General features: G+C 66.4%; 9 protein-coding genes. 6 read left to right on the top strand and 3 right to left on the bottom strand.

The genetic code is table 11. The features are described 5' to 3' along the window. The first annotated feature begins 127 nt into the window (after window positions 1-127). Together ACZ6NZ_RS23470 and ACZ6NZ_RS23465 are read left to right on the top strand one after the other, a co-directional pair. Window positions 128-1,810 carry a hypothetical protein gene (locus tag ACZ6NZ_RS23470; protein WP_465860167.1) on the top strand — a complete coding sequence of 561 codons (1,683 nt, stop codon included), beginning with the start codon at window positions 128-130 and terminating at the stop codon, window positions 1,808-1,810. Window positions 1,811-2,424: 614 nt separating this feature from the next. Further along, window positions 2,425-3,636, top strand: coding sequence for a hypothetical protein (locus ACZ6NZ_RS23465; protein ID WP_465860165.1), 1,212 nt, complete (start codon window positions 2,425-2,427; stop codon window positions 3,634-3,636). Between the two features lie 421 nt (window positions 3,637-4,057). Here ACZ6NZ_RS23465 and ACZ6NZ_RS23460 read toward each other — a convergent pair whose 3' ends face one another. After that, complete coding sequence (locus ACZ6NZ_RS23460; protein WP_465860164.1) at window positions 4,058-4,225, bottom strand: hypothetical protein; 168 nt, start codon at window positions 4,223-4,225, stop codon at window positions 4,058-4,060. 574 nt (window positions 4,226-4,799) lie between these two features. Between ACZ6NZ_RS23460 and ACZ6NZ_RS23455 the strand changes: the two genes are divergently transcribed. Both ACZ6NZ_RS23455 and fxsT read left to right on the top strand, forming a co-directional pair. Then, window positions 4,800-5,294: a GNAT family N-acetyltransferase gene (locus ACZ6NZ_RS23455; protein WP_334510015.1), complete on the top strand. Its 495-nt coding sequence runs from the start codon at window positions 4,800-4,802 to the stop codon at window positions 5,292-5,294. A gap of 742 nt (window positions 5,295-6,036) precedes the next feature. Beyond that, complete coding sequence (fxsT, locus tag ACZ6NZ_RS23450; protein ID WP_465860162.1) at window positions 6,037-8,547, top strand: FxSxx-COOH system tetratricopeptide repeat protein; 2,511 nt, start codon at window positions 6,037-6,039, stop codon at window positions 8,545-8,547. Here the strand turns inward: fxsT and ACZ6NZ_RS23445 are convergent. After that, window positions 8,544-8,921, bottom strand: a complete 378-nt coding sequence (locus tag ACZ6NZ_RS23445; RefSeq protein WP_465860161.1) for a hypothetical protein — start codon at window positions 8,919-8,921, stop codon at window positions 8,544-8,546. The genes fxsT and ACZ6NZ_RS23445 overlap by 4 nt on opposite strands. 1,263 nt (window positions 8,922-10,184) lie before the next feature. Between ACZ6NZ_RS23445 and ACZ6NZ_RS23440 the strand changes: the two genes are divergently transcribed. Then, window positions 10,185-10,583 (top strand): hypothetical protein, encoded by a 399-nt coding sequence (locus tag ACZ6NZ_RS23440; protein ID WP_465860160.1) that lies wholly within the window; start codon window positions 10,185-10,187, stop codon window positions 10,581-10,583. A gap of 158 nt (window positions 10,584-10,741) precedes the next feature. Continuing rightward, window positions 10,742-10,927 (top strand): hypothetical protein, encoded by a 186-nt coding sequence (locus ACZ6NZ_RS23435; RefSeq protein ID WP_465860159.1) that lies wholly within the window; start codon window positions 10,742-10,744, stop codon window positions 10,925-10,927. Between the two features lie 39 nt (window positions 10,928-10,966). Here ACZ6NZ_RS23435 and ACZ6NZ_RS23430 read toward each other — a convergent pair whose 3' ends face one another. Next, window positions 10,967-13,330, bottom strand: a complete 2,364-nt coding sequence (locus ACZ6NZ_RS23430) for a DISARM anti-phage system protein DrmE domain-containing protein (protein WP_465860158.1) — start codon at window positions 13,328-13,330, stop codon at window positions 10,967-10,969. Window positions 13,331-13,446 lie beyond the last annotated feature (116 nt).

Genomic DNA, 13,446 nt, shown 5'->3' with positions numbered 1-13,446 from the left:
CCCCACACCAGCCGCCGCTCTCAGCGAGCCCGGACAAAATGGCCGACTCGCGCGTGTCAGTTCAGGCACGAGGGATTGGCTGTCCCGTGGGCATCGGCGGGAACTGAGCATCGCGAGCCTCGGTTCAGTGCTCCTCGCTGTCGCGATGATCTGGCTGATTCCGCCGTACGCGATTCGCGTGATGAGTGCCGGTGCCAGGACCGTGCCGATCGCCGACCCGGCCCACACCATCGTCGGTGACGTGGGTGACCCGACGGCCCAAGCATGGCTGGTGGGATGGGGTGGCCACGCTCTCACCCACGGTCTCGGTGGCCTGTGGGACACCAACGCCTTCTATCCCGACAAGTACGGCCTGGCCCTGAACGACACCCTGCTCGGCTACGCCCCGGCAGGGCTGATAGGCAGCGGTGTAGTCGGCGCCGTGCTGCGCTACAACATCCTGTTCGTGCTGGCTTTCGCGCTCGCCTTCCTCGGCGGCTACGCGCTCCTGCGCCAACTTGGCGCGAACAAGGTCGCCGCCGCAGTAGCCGGGGCCGCCCTCGCCTACGCACCCTGGCGCTACGGCCACGACGGCCATTTGAATATTCTCTCCACCGGTGGCATCACCCTGGCCCTGGCGATGCTGGCGCGCGGCCACGGACTCTCGCTCACCCGCGGCTACCTCGCCGAACGGGTCCGGCCGGGCTGGGCGTTCGCTGGCTGGCTGGTCGCGTCCTGGCAGGTCAGCCTAGGCTTCGGCGTGGGGCTGGGATTCGTGTACGTCCTCGCCGCCCTCTGCCTGATCACACTGACAGCCTGGCTGATCCACCGCCCACGCCTTAGCCGCCGGCTGATCGCCAGTGATCTGATCGGCGGGCTGGTCTTCACCGCGGTGACCGGATACCTCGCATACGCGTACCAACACGTGCGGGAGCTCAACCCACAAGTCACCCGGGACTGGGACTACGTCGCCTTTTTCTCCCCGACACTGCGCGGACTTCTCGTGGCGCCGCAGTCCTCGCTGCCCTGGGGCACCCTCCACAACGAAGCCCGGACCGCTCTCGGTGGCGCACCGACTGAGAAAGTGCTGCTATGCGGGTACGCACTGTATCTACTGGCCTTCGCCGGCCTGTTCCTATCCCGCTGGTCACCGGTGCAACGGCTTCTGCTGCTGTTCGGGGCGGTCGTCGGAGTGTTGTTCGCGCTGGGCACGAACGGCCCGATCTACCGCCTGCTCTATCTTTACGTGCCCGGGTTCGACGGATCCCGTACACCAGGCCGGTTGATCTTGTGGCCCACCCTCTGCCTGGCCATCCTCGCGGCCGGCCTGGTTACCCAACTGGCCGAGGTGGCTCGCAGGGGCGCCGAGCCGAAATGGTCGGTGGGAGAGGCACGGCTACTGACCGTTCCGTTGCTGGTCCTCGTGCTAGCTGAGGGCCTGCCTGACCTGCAGCACCCCCAAACCCCAGCCAAACCGGCCGCGATGACGCTAGCCACCGCGCACGCTCCGATCATGGTATTACCGTCCGACGACGGCGCCGACCTCAACGTCCTACTGTGGTCGACCGACGGTTTTCCCGCCATGGTCAACGGTGCGGCCAGCTACACCACACCCAACCGTCAAGCAATCCGCGACGTCATGACGACCTTCCCCAGCGAGCCGGCCATGGATCGGTTGCACCAGCTCGGCATCCGCAGCGTCGTCCTGCTACGCAACCGGGTCCAAGGCACCCCATACGAACCACTGCTCAACATCCCCGACGTACCCGGCATGACCCGCCACGACGTCGGGCCAGACGTGGTCTACATCATCGACGCCAACACGAAGTGATGGTCGGCGTGTCCTCGGGATTCGGGGATCATCCTGTCTGGATGGAAGAGGGTGAGCAGCCGCTGTGGGTCGTCTCGGACTAACTCTGGGCCGAGGTCACACAGCTGCTGCCACCCCGACCGACCGCCTGTACACCCGGCACGACCACGCTGGCCCGAGTTGCGCGCGCGGCCGGTGCTCCTGGGCGGTGCAGTCGCCATCGACCGGATCTTCGACGCTGAGACGTAGTCACTCAGGTACGACGGGCCGTCTCGATCTTCCGAGATGGCCCCTCATTTGCATCGGAACGGCCGGATTCAAACCGACGACCCCTTGCCCCCAGTCAACCAACACGGGTCGCTGACCTGCCGTTCCACCGTCTTGATCTGCTGGTACCTTCCATGAAGGTCCCCTGCTCGTCCGCTGACGTCACCCAGTTGGTCACCCATCTCGGGTGTCAGACCTCGAAGCGGTACTTGGACCGGCTCCAAGGTGACCTGCGGAGGCCTGGCCAGCACGCTGGCCGAGCCCTGGTTTGGGTTGCTGTCACTGCCGGCTGGTTGCCGACGGTGTCTTATGCCCGTGCGTGTCCCAGACCTCGTAGGCAGCCACCGACCGACCCGTATGCTCCTCGCGTGAACTGGCGGCAATTCATCGCGGCGCTGGTGCAGACCGTCGCCTGGCCCCTAACGGTTCTCATCGTAGTTCTTCTCTTCAGGAAGAAGATCAACGGACTACTTGGAGACAGACTACGGCGGCTGACCGCTGGCCCGGTGGAAGCGGAGTGGGCAGAGAGCATCGGGTTGGCGCAGGAGGCCGTCGAGTCGGACCGTCCGAGGCAGGGAGACCAACTCCCCAACCCCACGACGCCCGAGCCCGAAGTTGATGCTGAAGCTGTGCAACCCACTCAGAGCGAGCCCTCACCATCTTCAACCGAGCGCCCATCTGAACACGAAGAACCCAGGCCGCAGCCTGAGCCAAACGAGGGAAGCCCGCACCAGTGGCCAACCACCAACCCGATACCTGTGCCAGATCCACGTCCGAGTTCTGACCCAACCGGGACCGTCAACGACTCAGCGCTCCAAGTGAATTTGCCTGCTTGGGTAAAAGTAGAGCCGTACGGGCCCCCGGGCTACGAGCCCCCCCGGTCTGTTCAGCTCGCTCTGGTCCAAGCGGAAGCCGCCCGCCGAGTAGCCAAGACTGATCCAACCTCCGCCACAATGATGGGCTTCAAGGCTCTCGACGCTGCCCTCTCATACGTCGCCGAATCCTCCGGCCTTCCGCAGAATATCCGGGATTCTACTCCAAGGCAGGTAGCGAAGCATCTCGCAGACAAGGGACTGATTGGAAATGGAACCTACCGCGCAATAGCCGAGTTAAGCAAGCTGAGAAACGCGGTCGCTCACACCAGCAAGAAAATCACCCCCGGTGACGCGCTGCTCTACCTCAACACGCTCGGAGATGTACTGCGTACGCTTCTCTATCCGTCGGAACTCTACGAGTCGCAAGTAGCTGCCGCACTGGTCGGGATGGGCTTCGAGGTAAATCGAACAGGTGGTGGAACAAATTTCCTTGTCGTCACTGCCCAGGCTGCAATAGCAGTCGAAGTCAAGTATCTCCCGGGCCACACTTTGAGTTGGAACGTTATCGACAAGCTTGTGGGCAAGGCTGCTGTCGACAGGACCTCCCTCCTCTTTGTCACAAACGCACTGTTGGATAAATCTATCCAGGAACGCGACTCATCAGTCCGGACCCGACTCGGATGCCGGATCGAAGTGGTTTCCTGGCTGGGCCCCGAGGACGACGGGCAACTCTGGCAAGCAGTTCTGCGGGCTGGATCTTCCTGAGCAGCGCAAGGTCAAGCAGACCTTGACACTGGCCGAGGCATCGCGCCCTCGGTTGTGTGATGAGGCCGTGGTGGGGATGCGGCGCGAGTCTCACGGGCAGGCCGCAGCCTGCCGGCAACGCCGGCTCGAGAGGTCGCAGAGGCTGCGGGGTCAAGGGCGGCCAATGGCCGGTCGCGCAGCGGCGCGAAGCGCCCTTGAGGTCGGAGGGACGACCCCGCATCCGCCGCGCCGCATCACCACCACGGGCAGCGGTACCTCGCGCTACGGCGCGGCGGTACGACGGCCCGTCGGTCAATACGGCGACCCGTGCGACGCTGTCGAGTGGCACCTCTCCGGTGATCGCGTGTCGGGCTGCGAACGGGTCGGCCGCTGCCGACCCAATACCCGCCGGGCTGGTTACGAACGGCCAACTCGGCGTGCTTCATCTGCAGTAACGCCGCCTGCTTCTCGGCCGATCCGAAAGGGTGCCGGTCAGCTCGTCGCGTTCTGCACGGGCGGTCTTGTCCACCCAGTCATCAGTGATGACCTGGATGCCGTCGACAGTGTCGATCAACACCGTGACATCACCGAGAACCGCATATTCCAACATGGTCTCCTCGATGCGCAGTACTGCCGTGGTTCCAACGCCTCACGACGTAGCCGGGACATCTCGTTGACGGCCGACCTGTGCGGCTACTCCGGTACGACGGTCACCGAAACCGTCTACCGGCACCAACTACGGCCGGCGCTCCTAGGCGGCGCAGTCGTCAGGGACCGGATCTTCGACGCTGAGGCGTAGTCACTCAGTTAGTCACCCAGGTACGACAAAGGGGCCGTCTCGATCTTCCGAGATGGCCCCTCACCTGCGTCGGGACGGCCGGATTCGAACCGACGACCCCTTGACCCCCAGGACGATTCGCCACACGTCCACGTACGTCACGCACGCTATCCCACGATCAGGCCGTGCAGTCGACGGCATGCCGGACGCCATCGCGCACACCGTGAGGTCCCCACCTGGTCCCCAAAGCGCTGACACCCTCGGCGACTGCAACACGCGATTTAGGAAGTGCGGACCCAGCCGGAAGTCGCACGGCGGCGGCCTAGCTTGACCTGCCTCGCCACACTGGCCGCCACGTCCAGGCGCCTAGATCATCCCGCGTCGACCGGTTGTAGCCTCGACCCCTATGAGTTGGCTGCCTGAGGACTTCGTCCACCCCGTCTACGTACCCGTGCCCAACACCGCGCTTCACCTACGGCCGATCCGGGAGGCGGACACCGCGATCGACTACCCCGCCGTGATGGGCTCCCGAGAGCGCTTGTGGGAGATCTTCGGCCCGGCCTGGGGTTGGCCCAAGGAGACGATGACCTATGAAGAGGACCGCATCGACTTGCTGCGGCACGAGAAGGAGATAGCCGCGCACCAGTCGTTCAACTACGCGCTGCTGGACGACGAGGAGACGACGATCTTCGGCTGTGTCTACATCGATCCGCCCGAGCGCACCGGCTCCGACGGAGAGGTCTCCTGGTGGGTGGTGGACGACCTCGTAGGCAGCGAGGTGGAGCGCGCGCTCGACGCGCTGGTGCCGCAATGGATTGCCGCCGACTGGCCCTTCCAGCAGCCCCGTTATCTGGGCCGCGACATTACTTGGCAGGACTGGCTCGCGCTGCCGCGCGTCTAGGGAGGCCATCGGCCCGGCCCAGGTCCGGCATCGTCAAGGCGGCCCGCGACGGGGCCGCCTTGACGATGCGAAGAGAGCAATTCGGCGGGCAACAGGGCTGGCCACATGGCTTGACCAGCGGTCAAGCAGCGCTAGACACACTCCAACTTGACTGATCTTGGTCCCCAGAACGGCGAAAGGGCCGACCCGATTTCCGGATCAGCCCTCTGACCTGCGTCGGGACGGCCGGATTCGAACCGACGACCCCTTGACCCCCAGTTTTGCAACGATTCTGTCACGGCATGCCAGAACCGATTGATACGTCCGCAGATGCGGACAGATTGGCGGCCCTTTGTGACGCCCTCTGCTGCCTTATGTCAATCGCTCCTCGGCTGTCAGCCTCGAGCGGTTACCTGACTCGTTACGGCGACCGGTCAAGAGCCCGCCCTGACATCGGGTCCAGGTAGCTCTGTTGCCCGCCCTTGATACCTGACCCGCGTGCCGCCTCCGCCGGCGGCTGAGGTATCGGCATTCAAGGTGGATGGAATTCGATCCACGCGCGGTTCACCAACCACCGGTGCACGGTGGATCTGTCGCATCTACGGGCGATGATGGAGTAGTGACTCACGGTTTCGGGCGTCAGAGGACGCGGCGTCGGAGGCGCCTCGTCTGGCCGCTGGTTTTGGCTGTCACGGTGTTACCGGCGCTGACGGTGTGGTGGTTGGCGTTTGGCTGGTCAGTACCCCACCCCGAGTGGGCGTCGGTGGAGCAGGCCGGGTGGATCGCGGGCATCGTCAGTGCTTTGCTGGCTGCGGTCGGCACGGTTGCCGCCATCCTGGCGTTACGCACCGGACCGCCGGCCGACCGGCCCGGACCTACATCGAGCGGTCTCACGCAGGTTGGGCGGGTACCCTCGGCAGCTTCCTGGCTGCAGGACCGCAGTCCGCGCTTCGACGCAGGAAAGATGTCGAGGCCGGATCGTACGGTGGTGGGCGCACAGATCTTGACGGGGATGGGCGGGGTCGGCAAGACCCAGTTGGCCGCGCGGTTCGCTCGCCAGTTGCTCGAGCGCCGACAGTTGGATCTGCTGGTGTGGGTAACAGCATCGAGCCGGGACGCGATCGTTACTCGGTACGCCGAAGCGGCGAGCGTCCTTGGGCTTTCCGGGGCTAGTGTCGCCGCCTCTGATGCGGCCAGCCGGCTGTTGGCGTGGTTGGCGCATACCGAGCGGCGATGGCTGGTGGTGCTGGACAACCTTGACAGCCCGGCCGACGCATCAGGTTGGTGGCCACCGATGTCGTTCACCGGCCGTACATTGGTGACCAGCCGCGTGCGGGACGTCACCTGGGAAAGCGATACCCGATCTGTCATACCCGTCGGGTTGTTCACCCCGGACGAAGCGGCGGCATACCTGAATTCTGCGGTCACCGATCCGACACACCGCGACGGCGCCGTGGAGTTGGCGGCCGACCTTGGCTACCTGCCGATCGCGCTGGCGCAGGCCACCGCCTACATTCGGGAACGTCGCATCAGCTGCGCTGAGTACCGCCATGAGCTGGCTGACCGACGTAACCGCCTCAATACGCTCCTGCCCGACCGAAGCGTGTTACCGGACGAACATGGCATCCGACTCGACGCGACATGGTCGATGTCCCTCGACGCCGTCGACCGCATGGAACCAGTCGGCCTGGCCGCACCGATCCTCCACATGGCCGGGCTCCTCGACCCCAACGCCTTCCCCGCCGGCCTATTCACCACCTCCGCAGCCCTAACCCATCTGTCACGAGCCGCCGGTTTCACTCAACTCGTAACGCCGAACCAGGTCCGGCAGGCGCTACATCACCTGCACCGCTACCACCTCATCACCCTCGACATCGATGCCGACTTACTCCAGATGCACGCCCTCGTTCAACGCGCTATCCGCGACCTCTCAGAATCAGACAGCACGGGACGCGCCGCAGCAAACGCGCTACTGGAGACATGGCCCCACACTGAACGCGAGACCGCTACCACGGCCCTGCTGCGCGCGAACGCAACGGCCCTGCGGCAACACCTGGGCAGTCTGCTTCACACTCCCCGCATCCACCCTGTCCTGTTCCGAGCGGGCGTGAGTCTGGGCGGCACCGGGGATGTCGCCACCGCCGTCGATCATTTCCGAAACCTGCACCAGATAGCCGAGCGTCACCTCGGACCGAATCACTCCGATACCCTGGCTGCCCGGCACGAACTCGCCCGCTGGCGCGGCCGAGCCGGAGACCCGCTCGGCGCTGCCAAGGCCTACGCGGAACTGCTGACCGACCGACTTCAACTGCTCGGAGGCGACCATCCGCAAACCCTCGCCACCCGAAACAGCCTCGCCGCATGGCGGGGCGCCGCCGGAGACGCGACCGGTGCTGCTGCCGCCTTCGCCGCCCTGCTCATCGACCAGGCGAGGATCCTCGGTCCAGAACACCGGCAAACTTTGACTACCCGAAACAACCTCGCCTACCAACGAGGCCAAGCGGGAGACGCCGCAGGCGCCGCGCGCGCCTTCGCCGAGCTACTCACCGACCAAGTGCGAATCCTCGGACCGGACGACCCTGAAACCCTAATCACCCGCAGCAATCTCGCCCGCTTTCGCCGTATGACAGGGGACAGCAACGGCGCTCTCGACCAGTTCACAGCGCTGCTGCCGGACATGCGACGGATCCTGGGCCCCGATCATCCCGACACGATGGCTATCCGTCACCGTATCGCCGACATCCGAGGGAGTACCGGCGACCCCACCGGCGCAGCGATCACATACGCCGAACTCCTCAGCGACCGATTGCGCATTCTCGGACCGGACCACCCGCACACTCTCGCCAACCGGCACAGCCTCGCGCGCTGCCGAGGCATAGCCGGGAACCCCGTTGGCGCTGCCGCCGCCCTAGCCGACCTGCTCGGCGACCAAGGCCGCGTACTCGGACCCGACCACCCGGACACCCTGACCACCCGCCGCGAACATGCCTGTTGGAAGGCACGAACCGGGGACACAACCGAAGCCCTCAGCAACCTCGACACACTGCTCCACGACATGCTGCGCGTCCTTGGCCCCGACCACCCCGAAACCCTGGCCACGCGCCACGAACTAATCGACATCCGGGGCACAGGTGGCGACCCAGCCGGCGCGGCCACAGCCCTCGCCGAACTACTCACCGACCAGATGCGAATCCTCGGCCCTAACCACACGCAGACACTTACCACCCGTGATCGCCTCAACCACTGGCGCACGCAAGCCGCCACCATCCCCTAGACGACACAGCGCAGTTGGTTGACGTGCTGGCTCTCTGCTCGAACGAGAGTGGCGAAGCGTTGGCCGGCACCGGAGGCGTCGATGGGTTGCCCGGCGAGGCGGGCAAGGAACCTGTCCAGGGGGTAGTGGGCCAGCACGTGGTAGCGGGCGAGGTACATGGCGACTGCGGTGACCGGATGGCCGGAGCCTGGTGCGAGAAGGGCATAGGCCAGCACCTGCTCGGCGAGTGCATCCAGCTGATAGGCACCGTCGAAATGGCCCGTTTTGTATTCGACGATGGTCGTGCTGGCGAGGAAATCGGCGATGCGAAGTCCGTCCAGCAGGCGCAGAGAGGCGATGGCGGGTCCGTAGCCGCGCAGCGCGTTGTGAACCATTGGTGTAGCTGGCCCAGAAGGCGGCGAAGGTAGGGCGAGCGGCGTGCGCTGCGGTCGCGTAAGCGGCGATGGCCCGCCGGTCGCGCAGCACCGCCTGGATCGCCGCCCGCGCCTCATGCGGGTTCGACCGATGAAGTGTGTGCACAGCCCTGTCGAGGTCGGGAAGCAGGCTGCCGACCGTGAAGAGTCGAGCGCCGGGAATGTGGTCGGTGGTTCTACGCCACGGCCCGTCGGGGGTGTCGGTGGGTGGCGCGTATCCGGCGGTGGTGAGCAGGCGCCGTATTCCGGCCTCGGGCAGGCTGGTGAGCAGGTGCGGATATGGCGGTGTGTCGCATAGGTCAAGGGCGAGTGTCCGTTCCATCGCACGGCCGAATCGGTCCGGGTCAGGTGCGCAGGCGCGGATGGCTGCAGGGGCGCGACTGATACGACCCTGCAGGTCGTCGATGAGCCAGGCCCGGTGCGGAAACTGCTGGGCGAGCTAACGGCTCGAAGCTGGCGGCTGACTGCGACCGCGGATTGCGTACAAGGTCATGAGGGCACTCCTTCGCAGGCAAGGGCACAGCGGCACGTCGTGGCACTAAACCGGTGTGAGGCGGCAGCGGTGAGTCAGGCGACGCCCGATGTGGAGGGACACGCAGCGGGTTTGTTGACGACTGCAACCGGAGGGATCCAAGGCGCGCCGCAGGCGGGTCTTAGCCCGTCAGCATCGATGGCCAACTCATCGGGCTCCGCACAACTGGGCGGCATAGCAGCTGGACGAGGCCAGCTGCTACGATCGACCGTACGCGCCGTTGTGACTACGGACAAGCCACCCGGCGAGGCCGGTCCGATGGCCGACCGGCGATGTTCTGCCCGCAATCCGACAGGCCCGATCGACCGGCGTTGGCATGGATCAGTCGATGACGTAGGCATCGACAAAATTCCATTTGGTCAGCTATCGCTAGCACCGCAGCCGGGTCAACCGGATGAGCGAGGTAACAGAGCGTCGTCCGGCGCGGTTGGAGCAGACCCGCGGCAACCAGGAAATCACCACCGACCTCGCCCGCGTCGACATCGCGGACTGGCTTGCCGCCCCGTCGCCACCCGTGGGGCCCGAAGACGACGAGCCCTACCCGACGCCAGCCGAGCAGGTGACAACGCTTGCCGAGCAAATGACGCGCGGAGCCTGGCGGGAAATCGTCACGCAACTCGGCCGAGCCACTCCGGACGCCACCAGCGTGAAACGCGACCTCACCAACCACTTCTGGTGCGACCTCTTCATCGGTGGTGCAGGCGATCGAGATGACCCAACGAGGCTTCGACAGCATCCCCAACAAGGTCAAAGCCTTAATCCTGGATTCGGCACTGCAGGCCGAACGGCCGCACGTCACCGAAGCCGCCATCGGCTTGATCGTCGACAAGGTGTGGCATGGCATTCAAGCCGCAGTGTTCGGGGGCGCGCCGCTACTCGACCTCATCTCGAGCGATGAAGCCTTGCGCGCACTCCGGATCCTCGCCGTGTTCATCTGCCCCGCACCAGCTCAACACCCCGCAGTACGACAACACGCTCTGAAACCACTCGGAGACGACGTCAACAAGATCCTCACCGACCAGACCAAGAGCAGGCTCACCACACTGTTCAGCGACTGGCAATCCGACAGCGAGAGCCCGCTGAGCGGATAGCTTCGCCTTGCCGCGCTCACCGTGCCCGACGGCGCTTTCGTTCAAGGCAGGTGCCCACCCCCTCATGACAATCTGCAGGCACCGCGGCATCATCGGGGTGAGCCGGCCGATCTGAATATGCGGTGGAACCTGTTGTCGTGACTCGGCACGATGCCGGGATGACCCTGCTGCTGCCCGCGAACCCCCTACGGCCCTGCCGGCCCGATGACCATTTCGCGCCCGAAGCCGACGCGGCCCGCGCCGCCAGGATCGACGTCGCGGTGGTCGACCACGACGCGTTGACCTGCGACCGTCGCTTGCTGGGATCGATGGCGCAAGGTGTTCGCCCACCAGCGCCTCTTTGATTCGAATCGGCGGGAGTCACCTGCAAATCCGCTGGTTGATCAAGCCGAAGTCAGTACGCCAACGAGGCTCGCCGGGACCAGTTGTTCGGCCAGGTCAACGTCCGCCACTGGGTGCTCGGTAATCACATCGAGCAGGTCGGCGACGTGCACGCCAAGGTCGGCATCGACCATACCGTCCTTAGCCCGGCTGGCGGCCGTCTCCACCTGACCAGCCAGCCACGCGCCAAGCTTGCGGTGCACGATGTGCAGCGTCCGCAGCGCCCATGCGACCCGTTCGGCCTCCGCAAGCAGCGCGTCGTCGCTGACGGCGCGGGCGAAGCGGGCTACGTCTGCGCTGTCGGCGGGGCCGTCGACGGTGCCGCGCATCCAGTGCCCGATCGCGCCAGCGGTCGTGAGCGTCGTGCCGGTCATCCGATCCAGAATCTGCTGCTGAGTCAGGCCGCTGTCGCGGGCCGCCGCAGCGCGGGCATGCCAGAAGTCGACCAGCATGCGCAGTGCCGCGTACTCGGTTCGCTCGGACAGCTTCTCCGTCAATGCCACCCGCAGGTAGGTGCGGGCGGCTCTGTCGACGAGCAGCAGCACGTCGCCGCTCTGCAGCGCCTTCACTGCCACCCGGGACAGGGTTGGGCCTCGCCGACGGGTCACGAGCTCGTTCGGCGGCAGCCACAACACCCGGGGACCGTTCGGGTCGTCCAGGTGCACTGCGATCGCCGGCACATCGCTGCTGGCACCGGTTGCCTCGCGGACGGACAGGGTGCCCAGGTCGTCCTCGGCGGCAGCCATCACCGCACGCAGCACCCCGATCACGTTAACGGCAAACGGCTCCCACGCGGTGTCATCCGCGCTAGCCGTCTCGTTCGCGTTGGCGGCCCGCAGGACGCCTCCATCCACGACCCGGATCGCGGCAACCGGGTCGGTCTCGACTGGCAGGCAACCCGGAGTCACACCTAGCGCCGCGGCTGACTCCGTGACGGCCTCCGTCCGCAGGTGCGCCATCCGCACCCGGGCCGCAACCGCCTGCCGCACCGCGCGCCGTCCTTCCAGCGGCCCGCACGTCAACTGCAGCACCGCCGGCGCTGGCGGCAACGTAAGCAGCCCGGACCGGCTGCGCGGAAGCGTCCCGACGACGGCCAGCGGCACGCCCGGCTCCACCATGCCACGTGCGGCGGCGGTCACTGTCCGCACCGATACCGTCTGCTCCCATCCGAGCGGAGTCCGTGGCGATTCCGTGAGCGTGACCGTCACAGCGGCGGCTGCGGACGTGCCACGCACCAGCAGGATGCACCGCTCCCCTGCCTCAACCCGGGCCGTGACCCATTCAATCAGCTGGCCGGTCCGTGGATGCTCAGTCGCTGCGCGGAGAGCGTCGGTGAGCGCGTCCGCGAACCGTAGCCACGCGTCCCGGCTCGAGCCGGTCGCGTGCTCGGCATAGCCCTGGGCGGTGTCGACCAGCGTTCCAAGCCGCATCCGGTACGGGTTCGCGGCAGCGAACCGGTCGTACACGTCCGGACGGACCGGGACGGACGCCACCGCGTGGAACGCCGTCCACGCCCATCGCGACCCGACGGGGTCAGCAGCTGCGGCGTCTATCAGCTGGCCTCCCGCCTTCCATAACCTGTCGAGGGCCCGGTCGAGCGCCGTGCCGGGCTGCGGCGCGACGATGTCGACCACGGCACCGCCGGTGGCCTGCAGCTGCTGCGCCGGGACGAACACTGCCCCGGCGTCGGCCTTGCGAGGCGTCACGGCCGGGCCGGCGAGCGCCGACAGGCAGGCGGCGTCCCATGCCCATACCACGCCTCCGTTGCTGCGGACGACGTCTAGGCCGGCGTCGTACGGATCGCCGGTCAAGTAGACGGCCGGGATCCGACGCCCGGTCTGCTGTAGCACCGCGGCAAGCTCGTCGACCGTGGTGGCGCCGGCCGCGACGATAACGCCCTCGAGCCGTTCGAGCAGCGGGAGCAGCCGCGCCACCCGCCCGGTCAGGTACACCCGGCCGCCCGCGTCGAGCTTCGATCGGCCAATCACTCGCGGCTGCCCTGCCGCGGTCACCACTGCGCGCGGCACGAAGTCGACCAGACGCTGCGTCCGGAACGCCAGCTCGTCGTACAGGTCACGGTCGGCCAGCCGTACAGACGCGACTCCGATCTGTGGGTTTAGCCTGCCGCGGTGGAGCGCGGCCGCGACGGACGCGGACGCGGCCAGCACCACCGGCGCCGCGGTGACCGATGCCGGCACCACGACTGCCAGCGGAATGCGGGCGGTCATCGCGGCGTCCGCGACCCGCAGCAGTTCGGCATCCAGAAGGGTGGGTGCGAACGGCAGCGGCCGGCCGCCACCCCTTCCGCGCATGAGAAGTCCAGACAGGACGCAGTCGCTCAGTCCGCGGGTCCCGGCAGCTGCCATGAGCCAGAACGATAGACCTGCCCCGATTGGGGCCGATCAGCCATCTCGAGATCATCCTTCTCGTCGGTCGTACCGTAGTCGTACAGTGACCCAAACATCGGCGCGGCTGCCACGAT

It is taken from the genome of Micromonospora sp. NPDC047756 (assembly GCF_055587245.1).
The sequence above is the reverse complement of the archived record's forward strand: the minus strand, read 5'-3'. Positions and strand labels throughout refer to the sequence as shown.

What these genes read in the sequence shown, in the direction of transcription:
- ACZ6NZ_RS23445 (WP_465860161.1), bottom strand. Translation starts at nt 8,921, where the DNA reads ATGGTTCACAACGCGCTGCGCGGCTACGGACCCGCCATCGCCTCTCTG.
- ACZ6NZ_RS23430 (WP_465860158.1), bottom strand. Translation starts at nt 13,330, where the DNA reads ATGGCAGCTGCCGGGACCCGCGGACTGAGCGACTGCGTCCTGTCTGGA.
- ACZ6NZ_RS23455 (WP_334510015.1), top strand. Translation starts at nt 4,800, where the DNA reads ATGAGTTGGCTGCCTGAGGACTTCGTCCACCCCGTCTACGTACCCGTG.
- ACZ6NZ_RS23435 (WP_465860159.1), top strand. Translation starts at nt 10,742, where the DNA reads ATGACCCTGCTGCTGCCCGCGAACCCCCTACGGCCCTGCCGGCCCGAT.
- ACZ6NZ_RS23460 (WP_465860164.1), bottom strand. Translation starts at nt 4,225, where the DNA reads ATGTTGGAATATGCGGTTCTCGGTGATGTCACGGTGTTGATCGACACT.